The 25476-nt window shown below is 66.9% G+C and carries 24 protein-coding genes and 1 tRNA gene; 3 read left to right on the forward strand and 22 right to left on the reverse strand.

What is annotated here, in order from left to right:
• Positions 1–36: 36 nt before the first annotated feature.
• The 18 genes from AC1DW0_RS20365 to rpsB form a co-directional block, all read right to left on the reverse strand.
• Complete coding sequence (locus tag AC1DW0_RS20365) at positions 37–1221, reverse strand: DUF2325 domain-containing protein (RefSeq protein ID WP_477947620.1); 1185 nt, start codon at positions 1219–1221, stop codon at positions 37–39.
• A gap of 66 nt (positions 1222–1287) precedes the next feature.
• On the reverse strand, positions 1288–1476 hold the full coding sequence (hemP, locus tag AC1DW0_RS20370) for a hemin uptake protein HemP (protein WP_056198114.1): 189 nt from the start codon (positions 1474–1476) through the stop codon (positions 1288–1290).
• Between the two features lie 94 nt (positions 1477–1570).
• Positions 1571–2341: a TrmH family RNA methyltransferase gene (locus AC1DW0_RS20375; protein ID WP_056198116.1), complete on the reverse strand. Its 771-nt coding sequence runs from the start codon at positions 2339–2341 to the stop codon at positions 1571–1573.
• Positions 2338–2979, reverse strand: a complete 642-nt coding sequence (gene rnhB / locus AC1DW0_RS20380) for a ribonuclease HII (protein WP_056198118.1) — start codon at positions 2977–2979, stop codon at positions 2338–2340. Before rnhB ends, AC1DW0_RS20375 begins: the two co-directional genes overlap by 4 nt.
• Positions 2951–4075 carry a lipid-A-disaccharide synthase gene (gene lpxB, locus AC1DW0_RS20385; RefSeq protein ID WP_056198120.1) on the reverse strand — a complete coding sequence of 375 codons (1125 nt, stop codon included), beginning with the start codon at positions 4073–4075 and terminating at the stop codon, positions 2951–2953. Before lpxB ends, rnhB begins: the two co-directional genes overlap by 29 nt.
• A 4-nt stretch (positions 4076–4079) precedes the next feature.
• The gene (lpxA, locus tag AC1DW0_RS20390) at positions 4080–4868 is read right to left on the reverse strand and encodes an acyl-ACP--UDP-N-acetylglucosamine O-acyltransferase (RefSeq protein ID WP_056198122.1); all 789 of its coding nucleotides are present in this window, start codon (positions 4866–4868) and stop codon (positions 4080–4082) included.
• A gap of 11 nt (positions 4869–4879) precedes the next feature.
• Positions 4880–5374, reverse strand: a complete 495-nt coding sequence (gene fabZ, locus AC1DW0_RS20395; RefSeq protein WP_235531993.1) for a 3-hydroxyacyl-ACP dehydratase FabZ — start codon at positions 5372–5374, stop codon at positions 4880–4882.
• The gene (gene lpxD, locus AC1DW0_RS20400; RefSeq protein WP_056198124.1) at positions 5375–6403 is read right to left on the reverse strand and encodes a UDP-3-O-(3-hydroxymyristoyl)glucosamine N-acyltransferase; all 1029 of its coding nucleotides are present in this window, start codon (positions 6401–6403) and stop codon (positions 5375–5377) included.
• Between the two features lie 12 nt (positions 6404–6415).
• Entirely contained in the window at positions 6416–6922 is a 507-nt protein-coding gene (locus tag AC1DW0_RS20405) for an OmpH/Skp family outer membrane protein (RefSeq protein ID WP_394326333.1), read from the reverse strand.
• 2 nt (positions 6923–6924) lie between these two features.
• Positions 6925–9282, reverse strand: a complete 2358-nt coding sequence (gene bamA, locus AC1DW0_RS20410; RefSeq protein WP_056198129.1) for an outer membrane protein assembly factor BamA — start codon at positions 9280–9282, stop codon at positions 6925–6927.
• Between the two features lie 15 nt (positions 9283–9297).
• Complete coding sequence (gene rseP, locus AC1DW0_RS20415) at positions 9298–10653, reverse strand: RIP metalloprotease RseP (RefSeq protein ID WP_457322945.1); 1356 nt, start codon at positions 10651–10653, stop codon at positions 9298–9300.
• Between the two features lie 2 nt (positions 10654–10655).
• Positions 10656–11825, reverse strand: a complete 1170-nt coding sequence (gene ispC, locus AC1DW0_RS20420; RefSeq protein WP_457349702.1) for a 1-deoxy-D-xylulose-5-phosphate reductoisomerase — start codon at positions 11823–11825, stop codon at positions 10656–10658.
• The gene (locus AC1DW0_RS20425) at positions 11822–12658 is read right to left on the reverse strand and encodes a phosphatidate cytidylyltransferase (RefSeq protein WP_056198136.1); all 837 of its coding nucleotides are present in this window, start codon (positions 12656–12658) and stop codon (positions 11822–11824) included. The genes ispC and AC1DW0_RS20425 overlap by 4 nt, the downstream gene beginning before the upstream one ends.
• A 106-nt stretch (positions 12659–12764) precedes the next feature.
• Positions 12765–13478: a polyprenyl diphosphate synthase gene (uppS, locus tag AC1DW0_RS20430; RefSeq protein WP_056198138.1), complete on the reverse strand. Its 714-nt coding sequence runs from the start codon at positions 13476–13478 to the stop codon at positions 12765–12767.
• Positions 13479–13489: 11 nt separating this feature from the next.
• On the reverse strand, positions 13490–14050 hold the full coding sequence (frr, locus tag AC1DW0_RS20435) for a ribosome recycling factor (RefSeq protein ID WP_056198140.1): 561 nt from the start codon (positions 14048–14050) through the stop codon (positions 13490–13492).
• A 75-nt stretch (positions 14051–14125) separates the two neighbouring features.
• Complete coding sequence (pyrH, locus tag AC1DW0_RS20440; protein ID WP_056198141.1) at positions 14126–14836, reverse strand: UMP kinase; 711 nt, start codon at positions 14834–14836, stop codon at positions 14126–14128.
• 93 nt (positions 14837–14929) lie between these two features.
• On the reverse strand, positions 14930–15823 hold the full coding sequence (gene tsf, locus AC1DW0_RS20445; RefSeq protein ID WP_056198143.1) for a translation elongation factor Ts: 894 nt from the start codon (positions 15821–15823) through the stop codon (positions 14930–14932).
• Between the two features lie 69 nt (positions 15824–15892).
• On the reverse strand, positions 15893–16639 hold the full coding sequence (gene rpsB, locus AC1DW0_RS20450; protein WP_056198145.1) for a 30S ribosomal protein S2: 747 nt from the start codon (positions 16637–16639) through the stop codon (positions 15893–15895).
• A gap of 321 nt (positions 16640–16960) precedes the next feature.
• Between rpsB and AC1DW0_RS20455 the strand changes: the two genes are divergently transcribed.
• Together AC1DW0_RS20455 and AC1DW0_RS20460 are read left to right on the forward strand one after the other, a co-directional pair.
• Entirely contained in the window at positions 16961–18217 is a 1257-nt protein-coding gene (locus AC1DW0_RS20455) for an NAD(P)/FAD-dependent oxidoreductase (protein WP_457349700.1), read from the forward strand.
• A 4-nt stretch (positions 18218–18221) separates the two neighbouring features.
• A complete protein-coding gene (locus AC1DW0_RS20460) occupies positions 18222–19580 on the forward strand; it encodes an NAD(P)H-hydrate dehydratase (RefSeq protein ID WP_457349698.1) in 1359 nt (452 codons plus the stop codon).
• A gap of 3 nt (positions 19581–19583) precedes the next feature.
• On the opposite strand, the gene rnr is transcribed toward AC1DW0_RS20460, so the two are convergent.
• Positions 19584–21896, reverse strand: coding sequence for a ribonuclease R (gene rnr, locus AC1DW0_RS20465; RefSeq protein ID WP_477947627.1), 2313 nt, complete (start codon positions 21894–21896; stop codon positions 19584–19586).
• A gap of 69 nt (positions 21897–21965) precedes the next feature.
• Between rnr and AC1DW0_RS20470 the strand changes: the two genes are divergently transcribed.
• A tRNA-Leu gene (locus tag AC1DW0_RS20470) sits at positions 21966–22050 on the forward strand.
• A gap of 263 nt (positions 22051–22313) precedes the next feature.
• On the opposite strand, the gene AC1DW0_RS20475 is transcribed toward AC1DW0_RS20470, so the two are convergent.
• From AC1DW0_RS20475 to AC1DW0_RS20485, 3 genes are read right to left on the reverse strand one after another with little or no spacing between them, the layout of a single operon-like run.
• Positions 22314–22835, reverse strand: coding sequence for a phosphoribosyltransferase (locus AC1DW0_RS20475; RefSeq protein ID WP_056198151.1), 522 nt, complete (start codon positions 22833–22835; stop codon positions 22314–22316).
• A gap of 45 nt (positions 22836–22880) precedes the next feature.
• The gene (locus AC1DW0_RS20480) at positions 22881–24215 is read right to left on the reverse strand and encodes an adenylosuccinate synthase (RefSeq protein WP_457349694.1); all 1335 of its coding nucleotides are present in this window, start codon (positions 24213–24215) and stop codon (positions 22881–22883) included.
• A 43-nt stretch (positions 24216–24258) separates the two neighbouring features.
• A complete protein-coding gene (locus AC1DW0_RS20485) occupies positions 24259–25422 on the reverse strand; it encodes an ATP phosphoribosyltransferase regulatory subunit (protein WP_457349692.1) in 1164 nt (387 codons plus the stop codon).
• Positions 25423–25476 lie beyond the last annotated feature (54 nt).

Raw genomic sequence — 25476 nt, forward strand, 5'->3', positions numbered from 1 at the left:
CGACAGCCAGTTTGCCCGCCCGCTGGGGGCTTCCCCTCAGACCGCCGTATTTGCCCCTTCTTCGGCCGCCGCCAGGGCAAGCGCGCGCTCAAACGCGCTGCGGCTGGGCGTCTCGACGAAGACGCAACGCTTGCCGTGCCGCTTGCAATGGTCCTTCACGCGCCAGTAGGCGTCATGGCTGATGCAACCCGTCTGGCAGATGACGAGATCGGCCGCGGCGAGCTGGGGCTCCAGCTGGGCTGGCTTGTGCTCGCTGCCGCCGTCATGGTGCAGGAACTGCGCGCCACAGCCTTCCACGGCCTGACGGTACTGGGGCACGCTGCCGCTGCGGCCACCGACGCAGAGCACGACCCGGTGCTCCAGCTTCACGGTCTCAACGCGGACCTCTTGTTCGACCCATGCGGCGGCGGGTTCGGCGGCATCCGCCACCGCCGGTGTGCGCGACGCGAGTCGGTTGACCTCGCGTTGCAGCGCCAGGTTGCGCTCCAACTGTTCGGCCAGGCGCTCGCGCAGGGCCTCGCGTTCGGGCAGATCGGGGCGCGCGGCCTGCCAATGCAGCAGTTGCTCCTGCGCCTGGGCGAGTTGGGTCTGCAGGCCGATCTGCGTGGCGCGGAACTGCATGCGCTCCTGCTCCCAGGCCTGCTGCTCGCGGGCGCGCTCCAGGCTCCAACCAGTCACGCGCTGCTGCACCTCGGCATAGTCGCGCGCCAGCGCCTGATGTTCGGCAGACAGCTCACGGTGGGCAGCCAAGTCCATGCGCTGCGCGGCGCCGACCTGGTGCTGCAGCATGTGCACCTGGCCCAGCACGCGCATCTCCAGCCATTCGTCGCACCGTGCGTGCGTCAGCGTGGCCCACAGCGCGCCGGCAATTTCGCCCTGGACGGCGCGGTTGCGCCACCAGCTCATCAGGCTTTCGCGGCATTTGGCCTGGGCGGCGTTGCGCACGTCGAGCGCGAAGCGCTGCTCCAGATCCTTTTGCAACGACTCGGACACCGCGTTGCGGCGCGCGGCTGCAGTGACGAGGCTGCAATGCAGCGTGTAGTCGTCCTCGTCGCCCTGCAGCACCAGTAGCTTCCTGGCCAGGATGCGCACGCGTTCCAGCGGCACGCAGACGCCGATGACGGGGCAGTGGGCATGGCTGCCCAGCTCCCACAGGCGGCGCCGGCGCGAGCCGGTGAGGGAGGGGAGCGCGGCATGCACAGCGCAGCAGGTGTCGGCCATTCGGGAGTCTCCAGGGGAGAAGCGCGGGCGGGCGACGGCTGGCTGGCGCGGTATGACGAGCGAGGGCTATTTGGTCAGGATCAACTTGCCCTGGGACGTGATGCGCAGGCGGTAGACCTGCTGTTGATGCACGATGAAGACTTCGCCCATGGGGCCGAGCAGCGTGGCGCTGTCGATCTGGCGGGCCTGGCCTCTGCCCAGGATCACAGCTTCCGGCTGTGCCGCAGGCTTTGGCGGATAGGAATCAGTGAGCATCAAGTCACTGTAATGAGAATCATTCTCGATTGCAAGCGGCAATCGAGGGGTCAGCCCAGTGGCTCCCGGCACAAGGCAAAGCTTCCGCGCGTTCTCAGCCCTTCTGCCGTTCGCTCTCGTACAAGCAGATCGCCGCCGCCGCCGCCACATTGAGCGACTCTTCACCGCCTGGCTGCGGGATGCCCACGGTCAGCGCGCAGCGGGCCATCAGCTCGGGCGACACGCCCTGGCCTTCGTGGCCCATGACCCAGGCACAAGGCGAGGGCAAGGCGACGCGATGCAGCACATGCTCGGTGTGGGAACTGGTCGCGATCATGGGCACATGCAGCGCCGCGAGGTCATCGGCCGCCAGGCCTTCAACGAGGCGCAGGCCGAAATGGGCGCCCTGCCCTGCGCGCACGACCTTGGGCGACCACAGCGCCGCAGTGCCTTTGAGGGCCAGCACCTGGCGCACGCCAAAGGCCGCCGCGCTGCGCAGGATGGCGCCGACGTTGCCGGCGTCCTGCAGGCGGTCCAGCACCACGCTGGCGGCATTGGCGTCGATCTGGGAGGCCGCGGGCAGCGTCAGCTCGGCGCCGATCTGCGCCGGCGATTCCAGGCCGCTCAGGCCCTTGAACAGCGCCACCGGCACGACCAGAGCGCGCGGTGCGGATTCGGCCAACGCGGCCAGGGCAGCCTCCTGCATCGCTGTTTCCGTCAGCACGACCAGGGCCGGCTGCCAGCCGCGTTGCAGGGCCGCACGCAGCAGGTGGTCGCCCTCGATCCAGACGCTGCCGGTCTTGCGGTAGCCATTGGCGTCCGCCGTCAGCTTTCGCAGCCGAACCAGCGCCGGGTTGTCGCGCGAGGTGATGTGGTCCAGCTTCATGCCAGCGGATTGATCGTCACGTCAATGCAGACCTCGCGCACCGGCGCGAAGCTGCGGCGGTGCCAAGGGCTGGCGCCGTGCGCCTTCAGTGCCGCCAGGTGCTCCGGCGTGCCATAGCCCTTGTGCGCGGCGAAGCCGTATTGCGGGTGGCTGGCATGCATCTGCTCGCAAAAGAGGTCCCGCGCCACCTTGGCGAGGATGCTTGCAGCCGAGATGGCCTGCACGGTGGCGTCGCCCTGCACGATGGCCTCTGCCGGTACGGCCAGCACCGGCAACCGGTTGCCGTCGATGCGCACAAGCGCTGGCTTGAGCCGCAGGCCCGTCACCGCGCGCTGCATCGCCAGCATCGTGGCCTGCAGGATGTTGATGCGGTCGATCTCTTCGTGCGTCGCATGCGCGATGCAGCAGCACAGCGCCTTGGCACGGATCTCGTCGTACAGCCGCGCGCGCTTGGCCGGTGTCAGCACCTTGGAGTCGGCCAGGCCCTTGATGGGCTGCAGGTCGTCCAGAATGACGGCCGCCGCGAACACCGGGCCCGCGAGCGGCCCGCGTCCGGCCTCGTCCACGCCGGCGACGAGGCCGGGCGGTGTCCAGTCGAGGGACACCTGTTCAGGCTTGGATGAGCGTCGCGATGGCATCGCTGGCACGCTGCGCGGTGTCTTGCCGCAGCAGCTCGTGAAGTTGGACAAAGCGCTCGTGCAGGGCGGCACGGCGCGCTGCATCGGCAAGCAGGCCTTCCGCCTCCCGCGCCAGGTTGTCGGGTGTGCAGGCGTCCTGGATCAATTCAGGCACCAGGAACTCGCGCGCCAGGATGTTGGGCAGGCCCACCCAGGGCTGCAGGCCGCGGCCCTTCATGCGCCACCAGTTCAGCGCGTTCATGCGGTAGGCGATGACCATGGGACGCTTGAACAGGGCCGCCTCCAGCGTGGCGGTGCCGCTGGCCAGCAGCGTCAGGTCGCAGGCCGCCAGGGCCGTGTGGGACTGGCCGTCGATGAGCTGGATGTCGACCCCCGTCAGCATGGGCTCGATGAGACCGCGCAGGCCCGGCACGACGGGCATGACAAAGCGGCGGCCGGGCCCGGCGAGCAGCTTCGCCGCACCGATCAGCGCCGGCGCAATGTAGTTGATCTCGCTCTTGCGACTACCAGGCAGCAGGGCAATGACGGTGTCGGCTTCGGCCAGGTCCAGCGCCTCACGCGCTGCGGCGCGTGGTGGCTCCATCGGAATCGCATCCGCCAAAGGATGGCCCACGTAGGTTGCGCCGATGCCAGCCTTGTGCAGGATCTCAGGCTCGAAGGGGAAAAGGCACAGCACGTGATCGGCCGCCGCCTTGATCTTCACGACCCGCTCCGGCCGCCAGGCCCAGATGGACGGGCAGACGAAGTGGACCGTCTTGATGCCGGCCTCGCGCAGCCGCGTTTCCAGGCCGAAGTTGAAGTCGGGCGCGTCAACGCCGATAAAGACATCGGGCCGGTTCGAGATGAGGCGTATGCCCAGTTGTTTGCGGATGGACAGCAGCTCGCGGATGTTCAGCAGCGCGTCGACATAGCCAAAGATGGAGAGCTTGCTGTGCGGCCACCAGGTCTCGAAGCCCTGGGCGATCATCTTCGGCCCACCGATGCCCTGCGCTGTCAGCGCCGGCCAGCGGGCACGCAGACCCTGCAGCAGCAGGCCGGCCAGCAGATCACCGCTGGCCTCGCCGGCCACCATGCCGAGGCGGGGCGCGGTCTGCATTGGGCTACCGAACAATGCCGCGCGTGGAGGCGGCGAGGAAGTTCAGCATCAGGTCGATGTCACCATCTGCCGCGCCCGCTTCCGTGCCACGCAGCGCTGCAATGCCGGCCTTGGCCTCATCCAGCGTGTGGCCGCTGCGGTAGAGCAGCTTGTAGATCTGGCGGATGACGCCGATGCGCTCGCTGCTGAAGTCGCGCCGCTTCAGGCCGACGATGTTGACCGCACGCGCCGCGAGCGGATTGCCGTCCACGGTCATGAAGGGCGGCACGTCCTGGGCCACATGGGCCTGGAAGCCGATCATGGCGTGGTCGCCGATGCGCATGCGCTGCAGCACGCCGGTCAGGCCGCCAATGGTGACCCAGTCGCCCACCTGTACATGGCCCGCAAGCGTGGCGTTATTGGCCAGCACGCACTCGTTGCCGACGACGACGTCATGGGCCAGGTGGCAGTAGGCCATGATCCAGTTGTCGTTGCCGACCGTCGTCTCGCCGCGGTCCTGCACGGTGCCGATGTTCAGCGTGCAGAACTCGCGCACCGTGTTGCGGTCGCCGATGACCAGCTTCGTCGGCTCGCCCGCGTACTTCTTGTCCTGGTTGGCAGCACCGATGGAGCTGAACTGGAAGAAGGTGTTGTCGCGGCCGATGGTCGTGTGGCCTTCGATGACGACATGCGGGCCGACCTTGGTGCCGGCGCCGATCTTCACGTGCGGGCCGATCAGCGAATAGGCACCGACCTCGACCGACGAGTCCAACTCGGCGGCGGGGTCGACGATGGCGGTGGGGTGGATGGCCATCGTTGAAAGGCTCAGGCTTCGATGCGGCGCATGGTGCACATCAGTTCAGCTTCGGCGGCCAACTGCCCGCCCACCAGAGCACGGGCATTGAACTTGTAGATGCCGGCCTTGGCGCGGCCCAGCGTCACTTCCAGCACCAGTTGGTCGCCTGGCTCCACCGGGCGCTTGAAGCGGGCGCCGTCGATACCGGCGAAGTAGACGACCGACTTCTCGTCCAGCACGATGCCCACGGTCTCGATGGCCAGCAGCGTCGCGGCCTGGGCCAGCGCTTCCAGCACCAACACGCCCGGCATGACCGGGCGGTGGGGGAAGTGTCCGAGGAAGAAGGGCTCGTTGATCGAGACGTTCTTGATGGCGCGGATGCGCTCGCCCTTGATCAGCTCGACGACGCGGTCCACCAGCAGGATGGGGTAGCGGTGCGGCAGGCGCTTGAGGATTTCGTGGATGTCCATCGTCGTCGGGACGGTGGCCTGAGTCTGGGTCGAGGTCTGGGTCGGTTCGTTCATTTATTTCTTCTCCAGCGCGCGCACGCGCTCGCGCAGGGTGCTGAGCTGTCGCAAGGTGGCCGCGTTCTTCTGCCAGCTCGAATTCTCTTCGAAGGGATAGGGGCCGCTGTAGACGCCCGGCTCGGTGATGCTGCGGGTGACGGTGGTGGCGGCGGAGATGTGCACGCCGTCGACGATGGTCAGGTGGCCGATGATGTTGGCCGCGCCGCCAATGGTGCAGTTCGCACCGATCCTTGTCGAGCCGGCGACCGCCGAACAGCCGGCCATGGCCGTGTTGCGACCGATGTGCACGTTGTGGGCGATCTGGATCAGGTTGTCGAGCTTGACGCCGTCTTCGATGACGGTATCGGCCAGCGCGCCGCGGTCGATGCAGGTGTTGGCGCCGATCTCGACGTCATCGCCGATGGCGACATTGCCGAGCTGCTCGATCTTCACGTAGCCGCTCTTGCTGGGCGCGAAGCCGAAACCGTCGGCGCCGATGACCACGCCGCCGTGCACGAGGCCACGCACGCCGATCCGGCAGCCATAGCCCAGCACGACGCGCGGCGCCAGCCGTGTGTGCGCGCCCACGACCGCCTCGCGCTCGACGACGCAGTGAGCGCCGATGCGGGCGTGGTCGCCGATGACGGCACCAGCCTCGATGACGGCCAGCGGACCGATCTCGACGCCCTGCCCCAGCTTTGCATCGGGTGACACCACGGCGCTGGCGTGCACGCCGGCCTTCGGGGCCGGGCGCGTGCGCGCTGCCCACCACTGCGTCAGCCGCGCAAAGTACTGATAGGGATCGGGCGTAACGATGGCCGCGCCACGCGCTGACGCCACCTCGGCAAAAGCCGGCGCAACGATGACGCAGGCGGCCGCCGTGGTGGCCAGCTGGGCCTGGTAACGCGGGTTGGCGAGGAAGCTGATGCTCGTGTCGTCAGCCTCGTCAAGCGGCGCGATACGCGTGATGCGCATGTCGGGCCCACCAAGCAAATCGCCGCCCAAGGCGGCGATCAACTCGGAGAGCGCGACGGTCGTCGAGCTCATGGAACTGGCGACTTACTTCTGCGCGTTCAGCGCGTCGATCACCTTCTTGGTGATGTCGACACGCGCGCTGAAGTGGATCGCGTCCTGCAGGATGAGGTCGTACTTCTCGGCATCGAAGATCTGCTTGATGACCTTGTTGGCGCGCTCGACCACGGCCGACAGCTCCTCGTTCTTGCGTTGGGTCAGGTCTTCCTGCCACTCGCGGCGCTTGCGCTGCAAGTCACGCTCCTGCTCGACGATGTCGCGCTGGCGGCGGTTGCGCTCAGCTTCGGACAGCGTGGGCGCGTCCTTTTCCAGCTTCTCGGCAGCGCCGCGCAGCTTGGTCTCCAGATCGCGCAGGTCTTTCTCGCGCTTGCCAAACTCAGTCTCCAGCTTGACCTGGGCTGCCTTGGCCAAGTTGGCCTCGCGCAGCACGCGCTCGCTGTTGACGTAGCCGATCTTCAGTTCCTGGGCTTGCACCACCGTGGTGGCCACCATCATCGATGCGGCCAGGGCCATCGATTGCAAGAGCTTGCTCATCATCAGAATGCAGTCCCGATCTGGAATTGGAATTTTTCGATTCTATCCGTCCGCGCCTTGCGAACGGGCTTGCCGTAACTCAGCCGCAGCGGGCCCATCGGCGAAATCCAGGACAGGCCGATACCGGCGGACATGCGCAGCATGTCGCGGCCCTCATTGTCCTTGCCGTTGGTCAGCGTGTTCCAGTTGAGCTTGGCGTCCGGCCCCCAGACACCACCGAGGTCGGCGAAGCCGAAGATGCGGAAGCTCTTGTCGTTGCCGCTGCCGGGCACCGGCAGGTAGAGCTCGGCATTGGTGTTGAAGCGCCGGTTGCCGCCGATGTAGGAGCCGGTCGGGTCCACAGGGCCCAGCGAGCCGGCCTCGAAGACGCGCACGGAGCCCAGGCCACCGCCGTAGAAGTTCTTGAAGATGGGATAGGGCTTGCCGCCCAGGCCCACGCCCCAACCCAGTTCGCTGTTGATGCCCAGCGTGATCTTGTTCGTGACCTCGAAATACTGCTGGTACTGCAGGTTGATACGCGCGAACCGGGCGTCGCCGATGGCGCTGGTCTCGACGTTGACGCGCTGGTACTTGCCCTTGAGCGGAGAGATGACGCTGTCGCGGCTGTCACGCTGCCAGCCGATGGTGAATGGGATGGAATTGCTGCGCTGGCCGAACTGGTTGACGAACAGCAGATAGCTGTTGGGCAGGCCCTTGGACGTCGTGATGTCGGTCTGCTCGTAGCCAAGGCCAAAGAAGACGGTGTCGATTTCCGAGAAGGGCACGCCAAAGCGGATGGCACCGCCCTTGGTGACGTACTGGTATTCCTCGCCCAGCGTGTTGATCGGGCGCGTGGTCCGATAGAACACATCGAGCGAGCGCGACACACCGTCGACCGTGAAGTAGGGGTCGACCGTGCTGACCTGCACCTGGCGGCCCGTGCGGGCGGTGGCCAAGTCGATGCCGAGGTAGTTGCCCGATCCGAACACGTTGTCCTGGCGGATGGAGCCGGTGAAGGACAGCTTGGTCTGGCTGGAGTAGCCCGCACCGACCGTGATGGCGCCGGTGGGGCGCTCGACGACGGTCAGGATGACATCGACCTGATCCTGGGCGCCCGGCACCTCCTGGGTGTCGATGCTGACTTCCTTGTCCTTGAAGTAACCCAGGCGCTCGACGCGGTCACGCGAGGACTTGATCTTCTGGCCGTCGTACCAGGCTGCTTCGAACTGGCGGAACTCGCGGCGGATGACTTCGTCACGGGTGCGCGAGTTGCCGGAGATGATGACCTTGCGCACGTAGACGCGACGCTGCGGCTCGGCGACGAAGGTGACGACGACCTGGCCGGTCTCGCGGTTGATGTCGGGGCGGCTGTCGACGCGGGCGAAGGCATAGCCATAGGTGCCGAACAGGTCGCTGAAGGCGCGCGTGGTGTTGGCCACCGCTTCGCCCTGGTAGGCCTGGCCGGGCTTGAGGAAGACGAGGTGCTTGAAGTCCTCCTCGCGGCCCAGGTAATCACCCTCGAGCTTGACGCCCGTGACGGTGTAGGGCTGGCCTTCGCTGACCGTGATGGCGATGCTGATGCTCTGCTTGTCCGGCGAGATCGTCACCTGCGTGGAGGTGACGGCGAACTCCAGGTAGCCGCGGTTCAGGTAATAGCTGCGGATGGTTTCCAGGTCCGCGTTCAGCTTGGCCCGCGAATAGCGGTCGGTCTTGGTGTACCAGGTCAGCCAGCCGGTAGTGGTCTGCTCGAGCAGGCCCATCAACGTGCTTTCGGAGAACACCTTGGAGCCCAGAATCCGGATCTCGGCGATCTTGGCCGGCTCGCCCTCCGTCACATTGAAGCTGACGTTGACGCGGTTGCGCTCGATGGGCGTGATCGTCGTCGTGACCTCGGCACCGTAGAGGCTGCGCGTGAGGTACTGGCGCTTGAGCTCCTGCTCGGCACGGTCGGCCAAGGCCTTGTCGAAGGGCTTGCCTTCGCCGATGCCGACGTCCTTCAGCGACTTGGTCAGCGCCTCGGTATCGAACTCCTTCAGGCCGACGAAGTTGACGTTGGCGATGATGGGGCGCTCGTCGATGATGACGACGACGGCATTGCCGTCGATGCTGATGCGCACGTCTTTGAACAGGCCCGTGGCGAACAGGGCACGCAGCGCGGCAGCGCCTTTTTCATCGTTGTAGGTGTCGCCGATGCGAAAGGGCAGCGACGCGAACACGGTGCCCGGGTCGGTCCGTTGCAGGCCTTCGACGCGGATGTCCTTCAGCACGAAGGGATCTGCCGCCCAGGCTAGCCCCGACTGGAACATCCCCGTGACAGCCAAAGCCAGCAAGCCGAGGCGGAAGGGGCGACGCTTCGCTCCCGAACTGAAAGGAAAGGACATGGGAACCGGGGAGTGTCAGTGCCAGCCCGCGAGGCGGGCGACGTCGTTGGAAAGGGCCAAGGCCATCATCAGCATCAGGATCAGCGCGCCAGCGCGCTGCAGTTGCCGTTGCCACCATTCGGAGACGGGGCGGCCACTCAAACCCTCGAAAAGATGATACATGAGGTGCCCGCCGTCGAGCATCGGCAGCGGCAGCAGGTTCAGAATCGCCAGGCCGAGCGAGATCTGCGCAAGCCGTTCCAGGTAGTAACTGGGCCCGGCCTTGGCGGCATCGCCGATCGCCTCGGCCATGGTGAGCGGCCCGCTGAGCAGCTTCAACGAGGCCTGGCCGGTCAGCATGCGGCCCAGCATCCGGACGGTGGTGACCGCCATGTCCCAGCTCTGCGTCACGCCCTGCCACAGGCCGTCGACCAACCCGTAGCTGATGCTCACGCGCTCCAGCGACGACCCCACGCCAATGCCCAGCCGCGCCACGCGCTGGCCCGCCTCCTGCACCAGGCGCGGCGTCGTTGCCAATTCCAGCACCTGGCCGGCTCGCTCGATCCGCCATTGCATGGTGCGCGGCGTGTCGCCATCGCGCGCCAGGCGGATGGCATCGCGCAGGAAGGCAGCGTCGGGCACGGCACGGCCATCGATGGTCAGCACACGATCGCCTGCCATCAGGCCGTCCGCCGCCCCCGCGCCGCCGTCAGCCACGCGGCTGATCACCGGCTGCGAAAACGGCGTCAGGCCGATGTCCGCAATCAGCTGCGCATCCGGCGCGCGGCCCACCAGGCGCTCGGTCTCGAGGCGCACGCTGCGCGGCGAACGGCCATGGGCGTCACTGACCGACAGGTGCAGGCTTTCGCCCAGCACCTGGGCGCGCAGCATCGCCGCCTGCAGGTCGGGCAGTGACCGGACGGGCTGCCACTCTCCTTCCGTGTCGGAGGCAGCCAGCACGGTGTCACCCGCACGCAGACCAGCTCGCTCCGCCAAGGAGCCGCTGGTCGGGGTACCGAGCAAGGCCTTGGGCTGGTCGATGCCCATCCAGGCCACCACGGCGAACAGCACGATCGCCAGCAGCCAGTTGGTCAACGGCCCGGCCGCAATGATGGCGGCGCGCTGGCGCAGCGGGCGCTGATTGAAGGCCTGCTCGCGCTCGTGCGGCGCTACGGGCGCGTTGCGCTCGTCCAGCATCAGCACATACCCGCCCAGCGGGATGGCGCTGAGCGCGAACTCGGTGCCGCCGCGGCCGATACGACGCCAAAGCACCGGGCCGAAACCGATCGAGAAACGCAGCACCTTGACCCCACACGCCCGGGCCACGCGGTAGTGGCCCCATTCATGGATGGGGATCAGCACCGCCAGCGCCAGCAGGATGCCCAACGTCATCGTCACAGCAGGCTCCTGGCATGCTCTCGGGTGCGGGCGTCCAGCGCCAGCAGCGCTTCGATGCTGGCGCAATCGCCCGGCTGGATGTCGGCCAGACACTGCGAGTTGATCGCGTGGATCCGGTCAAAGCGCAGAAGGCCGTTCAGGAAGGCATCCACCGCCACTTCATTGGCCGCATTCAGCACCGTGGTGCTGCCTTCCGGCGCGCGCAGGGCCTGCCAGGACAGGTGCAAGCCGGGGAAGCGCACGGCGTCGGCCTCCTCGAAGGTGAGGTTGGGCGTCGTCAGCAAGTCCAGGCGGCTGGCACCAGACGTGATGCGCTCGGGGAAGGACAGGCCGTAGGCGATGGGCACGCGCATGTCGGGCGTGCCGAGCTGGGCCAGCACCGACTGGTCACGGCAGACCACCATCGAATGGATGATGCTCTGCGGGTGGATCAGCACCTTGATCTGTTCGGGCACGAGGTTGAACAACCAACGCGCCTCGATGACCTCCAGCGCCTTGTTCATCATCGTCGCCGAGTCGACCGAGATCTTGCGGCCCATGACCCAGTTCGGGTGGGCGCAGGCTTGGTTCGGCGTCACGTCGGCCAATGTGGCCGGGTCGCGGCTGCGGAAGGGGCCGCCGGAGGCCGTAAGCACGATGTGGTCGATGCGTTCATGCCAGGCCGCACGGTCCTCGGGCAGGCATTGGAAGATGGCCGAGTGCTCACTGTCGATGGGCAGCAGCGTGGCTCCGCCCTCTTCCACCGCCTGCATGAAGAGGGCCCCGCCGACGACGATGGCCTCCTTGTTGGCCAGCAGCAGGCGCTTGCCGGCGCGCGCCGCGGCGATGGCCGGTGCCAGGCCGGCGGCGCCGACGATGGCAGCCATGACGGTATCAACTTCGGGATGGGCGGCAATGTCGGCCAGCGCCTGAGCGCCGTCCAGCACCTCGGTACGGCTGCCGGCTTCACGCAGCCGCTCGCGCAGGCGGCCAGCAGCGTCCCGCTCGGGCATGACGGCGAAACGCGGCTTCCACACCAGGCATTGGGCGAGCAACTCGTCAACTCGGCTCATCGCGCTCAACGCAACGACTTCATAGCGCTCTGGGTGGCGTGAGAGGACATCCAGCGTGTTGACGCCGATGGAGCCGGTCGAGCCGAGGACGCAGACGCGTTGGCGACGGTTCATAAGCTGATCAAGGCAAGCGCCAAGGGAAACACGGGCAGCAGCGCGTCGATGCGATCCAGCACGCCGCCGTGACCGGGCAGCAGGTTGCTGCTGTCCTTTGCGCCAGTGGCGCGCTTGACGAGCGATTCGAACAGATCGCCGACGACACTCATCGCGCCGAGGAAGACCAGAGCCAGCAACGACACCCAGCCATGGCGCTGGACCAGCAGCGTGTAGAGACTGGGCGAATCCACGGCCAGTTTCACGTCGATGACATGCACCCAGATGAAGCCGAGCAGGATGACGCCGGCCAGGCCACTCCAGACGCCCTCCCAGCTCTTGCCCGGGCTGATGCTGGGCGCCAGCTTGCGCTTGCCGAAGGTGCGGCCACCGAAATAGGCGGCGATGTCGGCCATCCAGACGAGGCAGAACACCGACAGGATGAAATTGACGCCATGCACCTTGGCCTGCACGATGGCCAGCCAGGCACCCCACAGCAGCACGGCGCCCAGGGCCAGCCGCGCGCCGCGCGCGATGCGCGGCCAGCCGCTCGGGCCGGCGCGCAAGGCATAGGCGCCGCCCAGCACCCACAGGAGGCTGGCCAGCGACCAGATCCAGGCCGGCGGCGCGTTCAGGCCACCGAGCAGCAGCGTCCATACGCAGGCCAGCGCCAGCGCCACACCGCCCGCGATCGCACCGGTGCCGGGCAGGCCGTTGAGCCGCGTCCATTCCCAGCCGGCCGCGCCCATCATGACGACCGTGACCCAGGCAAAGGGCCAGGGCGAAGCCTGGAAGAGCACCGGCAGCAGGACGGCCAGCAGCACGACGGCGGTGATGACGCGGGTCTTAAGCATTACGCCTCCTTCAAGGCATTGCCGAGGCGACTGCCGTGGATCCGGCTTTGCTGGGCCACTGGCAGTGCCCCCTTGAGGGGGCCGGCGAAGCCGGTACGGGGTGGGCTCATACCACCTCTTTGACACCGCCGAAGCGGCGATCGCGTTCGTGGAAGGCCGCAATGGCCGCGTCCAGCTCACGCTCGCCGAACTCGGGCCACAGGCAGTCCGAGAACACGAATTCGGTATACGCCGCCTGCCAGAGCAGGAAGTTGCTGATGCGCACCTCACCGCCGGTGCGGATGAAGAGGTCGGGGTCGGGCGCATAGCTCATGGCCATGAACTCCGACAGCTTGGCTTCGGTCAGCTCGTCAGGCTTCACACCCGCCTTGATCGCGGCCTTGCAGGCCTGCACGATGTCCCAGCGGCCGCCGTAATTGAAGGCGACATTGAGCGTCAGCTTGGTGTTGTGCAGGGTGCTGGTCTCGGCCTCGTTCCAGGCGTTGCGCAGCTTGTCAGACACGGCGTCACGGTCGCCGACGATGCGGATGCGCACGCCCATCGCACCCATCTTGGCCAGGTAGCGGCTCACCGCAGCCAGCACCAGGCCCATCAGGCCCGAGACCTCGTCGCTCGGACGCTTCCAGTTCTCGCTGGAGAAGGCGAAGACGGTGACGTATTCGATATCGCGGTCGATGCAGGCCTGGACGACCTTGACGAGGCTGTCCACGCCGGCCTTGTGGCCGAAGAAGCGCGGCAGGAAGCGCTTCTTGGCCCAGCGGCCATTGCCATCCATGACGATGGCCACATGGCGCGGCGGCGCCGGGCGGTCTTGCGCCATGAGCACGGCGCTCAAACCGCCAGGATCTCGGCTTCCTTGCCCGAGATCAGCTTGTCGATCTCCGAAATCACCCGGTCGGTGAGCTTTTGCACTTCATCGAGGCTGCGACGCTCGTCGTCCTCGCCGATTTCCTTGTCCTTGAGCATCTTCTTGGCATGCTCATTGGCGTCACGGCGCAGATTGCGAACGGCCACCTTGGCGTCCTCGCCGGCGTTGCGCACGACCTTGGTGAGGTCACGGCGGCGCTCTTCGGTCAGCGGCGGCATCGGCACGCGGATCAGGTCGCCCTGGGACGCCGGGTTCAGGCCCAGATCGCTCTCGCGGATGGCCTTCTCGATCTTGGCGCCCATGCCCTTTTCCCAGGGTTGGACGGAAATGGTGCGCGCGTCCAGCAACGTCACGTTGGCCACCTGCGAGATCGGCACCATGGCGCCGTAGTAGTCGACGCTGACCTGGTCGAGGATGCCGGGGTGGGCACGGCCAGTGCGGATCTTGTGCAGGTCGTTCTTCAGGGATTCGACCGACTTGGCCATCTTGGCCTCGGCGTTCTTCTTGATGTCGGCAATGCTCATGATCGATACCTATGAATTTGCGGGACAGACCGCCCGAGCGTCAGACAGTAGCTCTGCCCCCAACTGACTAAGGTTTTAGACGTGCACCAACGTGCCTTCGTCCTCGCCTTGCACCACGCGACGCAGTGCGCCGGGCTTGAAGATGCTGAAAACCTTGATCGGCAGCTTCTGGTCGCGGCACAGCGCAAAGGCGGCGCCGTCCATGACCTGCAGATTGCGCGTGATGACCTCGTCGAAGCTGATGCGCGCATAGCGCGTGGCGGTCGGGTCCTTCTTCGGGTCGGCCGAGTAGACGCCGTCGACCTTGGTGGCCTTCAGCACGATCTCGGCGCCGATTTCGGCGCCACGCAGCGCCGCAGCCGTGTCGGTTGTGAAGAAGGGGTTGCCGGTACCGGCAGCGAAGACGACGATCTTGCCCTCTTCGAGGTATTGCAGCGCCTTCGGGCGCACATAGGGCTCGACGACCTGCTCAATGGCGATGGCCGACATCACGCGGGCAGTCATGCCCTCCTGGCGCATCGTGTCGGCCAGGGCCAGCGAGTTCATGACCGTGGCGAGCATGCCCATGTAGTCGGCGGTGGCGCGGTCCATGCCGACCGAGCCGCCAGCCACGCCGCGGAAGATGTTGCCGCCGCCGATGACGACGGCCACCTCGATGCCCATCTGCGTCACTTCGCGGATCTCTTGCACCATGCGAACGATGGTCGCGCGATTAATGCCATAGGCGTCGTCGCCCATCAGGGCTTCGCCGGAGAGTTTGAGCAGAATGCGCTTGTACGCGGGCATGGTGTCCTCAGGTTTGGGGGGCCTATGGTGGGCCGCAAGTTTAAAGGGCGCCAACTTGGCGCCCCTTCATTTCGTACGATTTCGCAAGCGTCTTTACTGACCCTTAGCAGCTGCCACCTGGGCAGCCACTTCGGCCGCGAAGTCGTCGACCTTCTTCTCGATGCCTTCGCCAACGACGTAGAGCGTGAAGCCCTTGACCGTGGTGTTGGCCGACTTCAGGTAGGCCGCCACGGTCTGCTTGCCGTCGGCAGCCTTCACAAAGACCTGGTCCAGCAGGCTGACTTCCTTCAGGAACTTCTGCACCGAGCCTTCGACCATCTTGGCGACGATGTCGGCCGGCTTGCCGGATTCGGCAGCCTTCTCCGTGGCAATGCGGCGCTCCTTATCGACCAGGTCTGCCGAGACTTCGGCGCTGGACAGCGCTGCCGGCTTCATGGCGGCCACGTGCATGGCAACGTCCTTGGCGGCGACGTCGTCACCCTCGAACTCGACCATCACGCCAATGCGGGTGCCGTGCAGGTAGGACGCCAGCTTGGTGCCGCTGTAGCGCCGGAAACGGCGGATCGACATGTTCTCGCCGATCTTGCCGATCAGGCCCTTGCGCACGTCTTCCACCGTCGGGCCGAAACCTTCCTGGGACAGCGGCAGCGCCGACAGCGCAGCCACATCAGCCGGGTTGGCTTCAGCAACCAGGCCGGCCAGCGCGTTCACGAAGGCCAGGAAAGCGTCGTTCTTCGAGACAAAGTCGGTCTCGCAGTTGACTTCGATCAGGGCACCATTGCCGCCGACCACGGCCGAGGCGACGATGCCTTCGGCGGTGATGCGCGAGGCAGCCTTGCCGGCCTTGTTGCCGAGCTTGACGCGCAGGATCTCTTCAGCGCGGGCCAGGTCGCCTTCGGCTTCAGTCAGCGCCTTCTTGCACTCCATCATCGGGGCGTCGGTGCGGGCACGCAGTTCGCCCACCATGCTTGCGGTGATAGCAGCCATTTCTCTTCTCCAGATTTCGGTTGGCAAAAGGGGCCTCGCGGCCCCTTTCAAATGCAGGGCGGAAGGGCTTTAAGCCTCTTCGGAGACCTCGACGAACTCGTCGCCGGCGGGAGCAACCGCAGCCAGCACTTCGTTCGTGGCGTTGGCCTTGCCTTCGAGCACGGCGTCAGCAACGGCGCGGGCGTACAGCGCCACAGCCTTGGCCGAGTCGTCGTTGCCGGGGATGACGTAGTCGATGCCGATGGGCGAGTGGTTGGTGTCCACCACGCCGATGACGGGAATGCCGAGCTTCTTGGCTTCGGCAACGGCAATCTTGTGATAGCCGACGTCGATGACGAAGATGGCATCGGGCAGTGCGGTCATGTCCTGGATGCCGCCGATGTTCTTCTCGAGCTTGGCGATGTCGCGCTGGAACATCAGCGCTTCCTTCTTGATCGCGGGCTGGGTGCCGGCGTCAATCTGGGCCTGCATGTCCTTCAGGTTCTTCAGCGAGGTCTTGACCGTCTTGAAGTTGGTCATCATGCCGCCGAGCCAACGCGAGTCGACGTAGGGCATGCCGGCGCGCTGGGCTTCCAGGGCGACGACTTCACGGGCCTGGCGCTTGGTGCCGACCATCAGGATGGTGCCGCGCTTGGCAGCCAGCGAGCGGACGAACTTCATCGCGTCGTTGAACGCAGGCAGCGTCTTCTCGAGGTTGATGATGTGAATCTTGTTGCGATGGCCGTAGATATACGGGGCCATCTTGGGATTCCAGAAGCGGGTTTGGTGGCCGAAATGGACGCCGGCTTCCAGCATCTCGCGCATCGTGACAGACATGGGTCTTACTCCGAAGGTTGTGTCTAAAATCCGGCCCGAATTGCGTTGCAGCATCTGGAAACGCTTGTTTCTCAAGCGAAATCCAGGCCGCAAACTACAACACCTTTGAGTGGCCGGTTTGCGATTTGTTGCGACGGTGGCGACCGAGAAGTTCAGCCACAACACCCTCACAACCGTTCTGCCGAGTCTTGCAACGCCTAAAACAGCGCAGCACCCCCGGCAAAACCCGCAGAGTATACACAAACCCATGGCCTTTCCCAGCCGACGCCGCTTTGCAGCGGCCGCAAGCTTGCCCGTCAGGGCGTCCCTCCGGGTGTGCGCTTGACCCGCCGCGTCGCGGTGGTTGGTGCCGGCCTGGCCGGTGTGACGACGGCCTACGAACTGGCCGCCTTGGGGCTCCAGGTGCAGGTCTTCGAGCGCGGCGGCAGCGTCGCCGAGCAGGCCAGCTTCGCCAGCAACGCCCTGCTCTCGCCCTTTACACCCAACTTGGCAGACACCACGTCACCGGCACCTCTGGCCTTTCGACTTCGTCGTTGGCGCGCGGGGCGCAGCACGGGTGACGCAGCAGGCCAACTTGTTGCGCTGAGCCAGTTGGGTCTGGCCCGTGCCGTTGACCTGCGCCGCGCACTGGGCTTGGACGATGAAGCGACCGATGGCCTTCTCGTCGCGCTGACTGACGCCAAGCGCGTCGCAACCGCCCAGGCCCGACTGGCGGGTTGGAAGGCCCTGGGCCTGCAGGTCGAGCTCATCGAGGCGGGCGAGGCTCGGCTGCGCGAACCCGGCCTGAACGCTGACGCCCCGCTGGCCGCGGCGCTGGCCTTCGCCCGCGGCGGTGCCGGCAATCCGCGCCTCTTCGCCCAGCAACTGCGCCTGCAAGCCCAGCGCCTGGGCGCAGGGTTTCGCTTCCACACCACCGTGCGCGCCATCGCCATCGCCGCCGACGGCACCGGCCTGATGCTGCGCCACGAGTACACACCGCCGCTGGAGGCGCCGATCCGCGGCACCGAGCGCGACGCCGGAGACACCCTGCCGCAGCTGCCCGGCGCTCAGGACGAACGCTTCGACGCTGTGGTGTTGTGCAACGGCCTGGACGCCGCCACGTTGTCGGGCCAACGCCTGCCCCTGGCGGCGCAGCACGAAGCCTCGGTCACGGCACCGCTGCGGCTGCTCGAAGCCCATCCCGACCTGGGCCCCAAGGCTGGCTGGATCGACCCGACGCTGGGCCTGGCCATTGCCCGCACCGGCCAGCGCGTACGCGTGACCGGCGGCCTCACCGTCGCCGGCGCCCGAACCCGAGTGACCCCGGACTTCGAAGCCCTGCACCGCGGCCTGCAACACTGGTTCCCTGGCTCGGTGCTGCACAGCCAAGTGCAGCAGAGCCAGAGCCGCCGCGCGCTGCCGGCCGATGGCCTGCCCGTGCTTGGCAGCGGCGGTCGCGCGGGCTTGTGGCTCAACATCTCGCCAGGCGGACTGGGCTGGGGCCTGGCCTGTGGCAGCGCCCAGATCCTGGCCCAGCAGATCGCCGGGCTGGCACCCGCGCTGGACATCGCCGCACTCGGGCCGCAACGACTGCTCTAAGCTCATGGGCATGCATCCGGTGCTGCCCACGACCTCCACGCTGCCGCTGTTCGATGTAGCGGCCAGCAGGCGCATTGAGGCGCGCGCGCTCGCCCACTCGCCCGACCTGATGGAACGCGCAGGACTGGCCGTCGCCAAGCTCGCCCTGGCGCTGCGCCGGGGCGCAGGCCCGGTATGGGTGGTCTGCGGCCCCGGCAACAACGGCGGCGACGGCCATGTTGCCGCGCGACGGTTGGCCGAGGTCGGTGTTCCGACCCACGTGAGCCACGACGCGCCGCAGTGCCCTTCTCTCGTCATCGACGCGCTGCTTGGCCTGGGCCTGAATCGCGCGCCCTCACCCGAGCTGCTGGCACCCATCGTCGCAATGGGCAATTGCGGCGCACCCGTCCTCGCCGTTGATCTGCCCAGCGGCCTGCTCGCCGACACCGGCCAGCTCGCAGGCGAACGCGCCGTGCGCGCCGATCACACACTGACACTGCTGACGCTCAAGCCCGGCCTCTTCACCGGCGAGGGACGCGCGCACGCAGGACGGATCTGGTTCGACGAGTTGGGCATTGCACCCGACGAGTCGCCCACGGCCGACCTGCTCGGCCCGGGCGCTGCCCTGCATCGCAGCCCGACCAGCCACAAGGGCAGCCACGGCCAGGTGCTGGTCGTGGGCGGAGCACCGGGTATGCAGGGCGCCGCCCGGCTGGCCGCCCGCGCGGCCCTGGCCTGTGGCGCGGGACGGGTCTATCTGGACCTGCTGGGGCTCGGCCCCGCCGAGGTCGCTGACTCCGGCTGGCTCGAGTTGATGCGCGGCCGGCTCACGGAGCTGCCCCAGGCAGTGGGCGTCATCGGCTGTGGCGCTGGCGACGCCATCACACCCCATTTGCCCTCACTGCTGCAAACGCTGCCGCGCCTCGTCATCGATGCCGACGCGCTGAACGCCATCGCTGCCGACACAACTCTGCAGTCCCTTGTGCGCACAAGGCCAGCAGGCTCCACGCTGCTGACGCCACATCCGCTCGAAGCCGCCCGCCTGCTAAATCGCGGCACAACCGCCATTCAGGCCGACCGCCTCGCCGCTGCGCAGGAACTGGCCTTGCAATTGGGCTGCACCGTCGTCCTCAAGGGCTCGGGCAGCGTGATCACCTCACCGGCCGAGCGGCCGGCGCTCTGCGCCAGCGGCGGCCCGGCCCTGGCTACAGCCGGCAGCGGCGACGTGCTGGCCGGCTGGCTGGGCGGGCTGTGGGCTCAGCAACCATCCGCCACGGCTCACGCCATCGCCTGCACCGGCGTGGACGCGCACGGCCGCGCCGGCGAGTACGGCGGCGTGCTGCGCGCCGGCGAGCTCATCGAGCGCCTGGCGGCGCTGCGCTGACGCTCAGCGGCGCTTGCGCGGCGCGGCCTTGGCAGCCGTTTTCTTGGCGGCGCGCTTGGCGGCCTGCTGTGCGGCCTTGACCGGATGCAGGGACGCGACGACTTCCTTGCGGCTCTTCTTCACGTCGCGATCCTGCTGGCGCACATCGTCCAGCGTCTCGACGGCCGTCTTGGGCGCGCGCTTGCGGGTTGGTGTCTTGCCCGGGACTTTGCCCGTGGGTTTGGATGCCCCGCCGCGCCCGGATGAGCGCGCGTCTTCGGCGTCGCGCACCAGGCGGAAGTCGATGCGCCGGCCGTCCAGGTCAACACGGCTGACCTGCACCTGCACGCGGGCGCCGGTCGCGTAGCGAATGCCGGTGCGCTCGCCACGCAGTTCCTGGCGCACCTCGTCGAAGCGGTAGTACTCGCCGCCCAGCTCGGTGATGTGCACCAAGCCCTCGACGTAGAGCGCATCCAGTTGCACGAAGAGGCCGAAGGACGTGACCGCACTGACGGTGCCGGCGAACTCCTCGCCGAGGCGGTCGCGCATGTAGCGGCACTTCAGCCAAGCCTCGACATCGCGGCTGGCCTCGTCGGCACGACGCTCGTTGGCGCTGCAATGCGCGCCCACGACCTCCCAGCGCTCGGCCTCGTTGCGGGCGTCTGCCGGGTTGGGCGGCGCTGGCCGGCCGGGGCGCTTGGGCGCCTGCGGCACGTTCATCTTGCTGGCGTCCAGCGTGTAGCGCTTGCTCGCCAGCAGGCATTTGATGACGCGGTGGACCAGCAGGTCGGGATAGCGCCGGATCGGGCTGGTGAAGTGGGTGTAGGCCGGGTAGGCCAGGCCGAAATGGCCGGAATTGGTGCCGGTGTAGATGGCCTGCTGCATGGAGCGCAGCAGCATGGTGTGGATCTGCTGCGCGTCGGGCCTGTCTTTGGTCGCCTGGGCGATCGCCTGGAATTCACGCGGCGTCGGGTCGTCGGACACACCCATGCCAATGCCCAGCGAGCGCAGATAGTTCTGCAGCGTCGTGCGCTTCTCGGGCGTCGGACCTTCGTGCACGCGGTAGAGCGAGTGGTGCTTGGACGACTGGATGAAATCGGCCGAGCAGGTGTTCGCGGCCAGCATCGCCTCCTCGATCAGCCGGTGCGCGTCGTTGCGCGTGCGCGGGATGATCTTCTCGATACGGCCGTTGTCGTCGCAGACGATCTGCGTCTCGGTGGTCTCGAAGTCGATGGCGCCACGGCGGCCCCGCTCTGCCAGCAGCGCGCGGTAGACCTCGTGCAGATGCAGCAGATGCGGCACCAGCTCGCGGCGCTTGGCGGCCTCGGGGCCATGGGTGTTGGCCAGGACGGCCGCGACCTCGGTGTAGGTGAAGCGCGCGTGTGAGCAGATCACGGCCGGATAGAACTGGTAGGCGCTGACCGTGCCATCGGTGGACACGAGCATGTCGCAGACCATGCTGAGCCGGTCTTCATACGGGTTCAGCGAGCACAGCCCGTTGGACAGCTTCTCGGGCAGCATCGGGATGACACGGCGTGGGAAGTAGACCGACGTCGCCCGTTCGTAGGCATCGGCGTCCAGCGGCTCGCCGGGCTTCACGTAGTGCGACACGTCGGCAATGGCCACCAGCAGGCGCCAGCCCTCGACGGCCTTCTTGCCACGCCCCTGCTTGAAGGGTTCGCAGTAGACGGCGTCGTCGAAGTCGCGCGCATCCTCGCCATCGATGGTGACCAGCGGCACGTCGCGCAGGTCGATGCGGTGCTTGAGATCGGCGGCGCGCAGCTTCTCAGGCAGCTTGGCGCTCTGCGTCAACGTTTCGGGGCTGAAGCGATGCGGCACGTCGTACTTGCGCACCGCGATCTCGATCTCCATGCCGGGATCGTCGATCTCGCCGAGCACTTCGACGACACGACCGACCGGTTGCGAGTACAGCGACGGCGGCTCAGTCAACTCGACAGCAACAACCTGCCCTGCGGTCGCGTTGGCAATGCCGTTTTTGGGGATCAGGATGTCCTGGCCCATGCGCCGGTCCTCAGGCGCAACCAGCCAGATACCGGACTCGAGCAACAGGCGGCCGATCAGCGGCCGCTTCTTGCGCTCGAGGATCTCGAGCACCTTGCCCTCCGGACGACCGCGCTTGTCGAAGCGCACGACGCGCACGCGCAGCCGGTCGCCGTGCATGACGGCATGCGTTTCCTGCGACGACAGATAGACGTCGGCGGCACCGTCGTCGGGGATCAGGAAACCATGACCATCGCGATGACCCTGCAACGTGCCTTCGACTTCGCCGAGCAGGCCGGCGCCTTCGCCCTTAGTCGACGGGTTTGAGTTCTTCAAGTTTTTAATGATATGATCCTTGCTTTCCTGAAACGGCCCAGGCACTTCGTTTGAAGTCTTGAGCAACTAGCCCAGGTGGCGGAATTGGTAGACGCACTAGTTTCAGGTACTAGCGGGTAACTCCGTGGAGGTTCGAGTCCTCTCCTGGGCACCAAAACAAAAGACAAAAGGCCAGCACGCAAGTGCTGGCCTTTTGTCTTTTGGCGCCCAGGAGAGGACTCGAAGGGCACGTCACCGAGGACCGAGGGCAAGCCCCGCGGCTTGCCCGACGCCTCGATGAAGGCTTCGCGCTTGCAAGCGCGAAGCCGCCTGCCGGGGTCGCCGGAGGTGACCGAGTCCCCGCCGATGCGCCCTCGATGGGCGCTTCGGCGAGTGGTGGCACAAACCGAGTTCTGTCGTGCCACGCCCTCGTTCCCCTCAAACAGCGAACTTCTTCGCCAGCAGCTCCGGCCCCATGCCGTCGTACTCCTCGAACGGCTGATGGATCCACGGCGAGGTTTCCAGCATCTCGCAGTAGTAGTCCGGCATGTAGGCAGAAACCTTTTTGGTCCAGATGACCGCCGAGCGCAACTCGGTGATGGACGGCATGCCGCGCAGGCGCTCCACCACGGCCTTCAGCGTGACGCCCGAATCGGCCAAGTCATCCACCAGCAGCACGCGGCCGGCCAGTTCGCCCTTGGGCATGGTGATGTACTTGGCCATGTCCAGGCGACCCTGGATGGTGCCGGCCTCGGCGCGGTAGGAGCTGGTCGACATGATGCCCAGGGGCTTGTCGAAGACGCGCGACAGCACGTCGCCCGGGCGCATGCCACCGCGGGCCAGGCAGAGGATCTGGTCGAACTGCCAGCCCGAAGCGTGCACCTTGAGGGCCAGGCGCTCGGTCAGCAGGTGGTACTCGTCCCAGGACACGTAGAGGTGTTTGCCGTCGTCGGTCAGCATGATGGCGGGGTCTCCGTCGAATAGGTTTGAAGTGTCGGGCGAATTTCAGGACGAATAGGGGTGGCGCAGCACGATGGTGTGCTCGCGGTCGGGGCCGGTCGAGACCATGTCGATGGGCGCGCCGATGACTTCTTCCACGCGCTTCAGATAGCTGCGCGCATTGGCCGGCAACTTGTCCCAGGCAGTGACGCCGAAGGTCGTCTCGGGCCAGCCCGGAAAGGTCTCGAACACGGGCTCGCAGGCCTCGATCTCGTCGGCGTCCAGCGGCAGGATGTCGAGCAGCTTGCCATCGAGCTGGTAGCCCACGCACATCTTGATCTCGGTCAGGCCGTCCAGCACGTCCAGCTTGGTCAGGCACAGGCCGGTGATGCCATTGATGATGATGGAGCGCTTCAGCGCAGCGGCGTCCAGCCAGCCGCAGCGGCGCGCGCGGCCGGTCACGGTGCCGCGCTCCTGGCCGACGGTGGACAGGTGGTAGCCCACGGTCCCGGGCGTTTCCCAGTCCAGCTCGGTCGGGAAGGGCCCGGAGCCCACGCGCGTCGTGTAGGCCTTGGTGATGCCCAACATGTAGTGCAGCATCTGCGGGCCGACGCCAGCGCCGGCGGCGGCATTGCCGGCCACGCAATTGCTGGACGTCACGTAGGGATAGGTGCCGTGGTCGATGTCCAGCAGCGTGCCCTGGGCGCCTTCGAACAGGATGTTGGCGCCAGCCTTGCTCGCTTTGTGGATCATGTAGCCGACGTCGGCCAGCATGGGCTTGATGGCTTCGGCCATCTTCATCGCCTGCTCGAAGATGGGCTCGAAGGCCAGCGGCTCGCCCTTCAGATAGCCCGACAGCGCGAAGTTGTGCAGGTCCAGCAGCTCGCGCAGCTTCTTGGCGAAGCGCTCAGGGTGCTTCAGGTCCTGGGCGCGCAGCGCGCGGCGGGCGACCTTGTCCTCGTAGGCCGGGCCGATGCCCTTGCCGGTGGTGCCGATCTTGCCGCTGCCGCTGGTCTCGCGCAGCTGTTCGCGCGCCCTGTCCACGGCGACGTGGAAGGGCAGGATCAGCGGGCAGGACTCGCTGATGAACAGGCGCGAACGCACCTCGACGCCGGCCGCTTCCAGGCGCTCGATCTCGGTCAGCAGATGGGTGGGGTCCACCACGACGCCATTGCCGATGTAGCAGGCCACGCCGTCGCGCATGATGCCGCTGGGGATCAACTGCAGCGCGGTCTTCACGCCCTTGATGACCAGCGTGTGGCCTGCGTTGTGGCCGCCCTGGAAGCGCACCACGCCCTGGGCGTGATCCGTCATCCAGTCCACGACCTTGCCCTTGCCCTCGTCACCCCATTGGGTGCCGACGACGACCACATTGCGTCCACGCGCGGTTTGGCTCTGCATCTTGTTTGCCTGCTAGCTTTGGATTGGGAAGGGCCGCCGGCGCTCAAAGCGCGCGGACGATCCAGTCAGTGTGCTCGCGAACCAGTTCGCGGTCACAGTCGAATTCATCGGCCTCGTGCTCATGGCCCGGCAGCACGCAGACCACGGTCTCGCCCTGCTCACGCAAGGCCCGTACAGCCTGGCGCAGTGAAGCATCCTCGCCCCACGGCGCGCGCACGGCGGCGCGCAAAGGCGTGGCCGGCACCAGGGCCACCAGCGTCTTCAGGTCCAGACTGAAGCCGACGGCCGGGCGGCGGCGGCCGAAAGCGGCACCGACCTCGTCATAGCGCCCGCCGCGCAGCACGGCGTCGGAGCAGCCCGAGGCATAGGCGGCGAAGCGGATGCCGGTGTAGTAGGCATAGCCCTGCAGATCGGCCAGGTCAAAGCCCAGCGCCACCTCGGGGTGGGCAGCGGCAAGATGGCCGGCCAGCCAGTCCAGGTCGGCCAGGGCGGCCTGGACCAGAGGGTGACCGGGCAGCCGGCGCGCGGCATCGGCCAGCACTTCCCGGCCACCGAACAGACTGGGTAGCGCCAGCAAAGCATCGCGTGTGACGGCCGGCATGCCCGCGCTCAGCGCGGCCAGTGCGGAGAGGTCCTTGGCGGCCAGCGCCGCCGTCAGCGCTTCCAGCGTCTCGGGAGCCAGCTTGATGCCTTCCAGCACGCCTTGCAGCAGGCGTGCATCGCCAAGGTCCAGCATCACGTCGCTCAAGCCGGCTCGGCGCAGCGCGTCCAAGGCCAATTCATGCACCTCAAGGTCGGCTTCCAGGCCGGCATGGCCATAGATCTCGACACCGAACTGCAAGGGCTCGCGGCTGGTGTTGAGGCCATCCGGCCGCGTGTGCGCGATGGGCCCGCAGTAGCACAGGCGAGTCACGCCCTGGCGGTTCAGCAGGTGGGCGTCGATGCGAGCGACCTGGGGCGTCGTATCGGCACGCAGGCCAAGCGACCGGCCCGAGAGCTGGTCAACCAGCTTGAAGAGCTTGATTTCGGAGCCACTGCCCGTGCCGGAAAGCAGCGAGTCGAGATGCTCCAGCAGCGGCGGAATGACGAGCTCGCAGCCGTAGCTGCGGGCCATGTCGAGCAGTTCTCTACGCAGCTCTTCGATGTGGCGCGCCTGCGAAGGCAGAACATCGGCGATGTGCTCGGGCAGCAGCCAAGCAGAGGACATGGGCGAAGGCAGGCGGTTAAAAACGGCATTCTACCGGTGCCTCCCGGGCCCAGC

It is taken from the genome of Roseateles sp. P4_D2, from assembly GCF_056401875.1.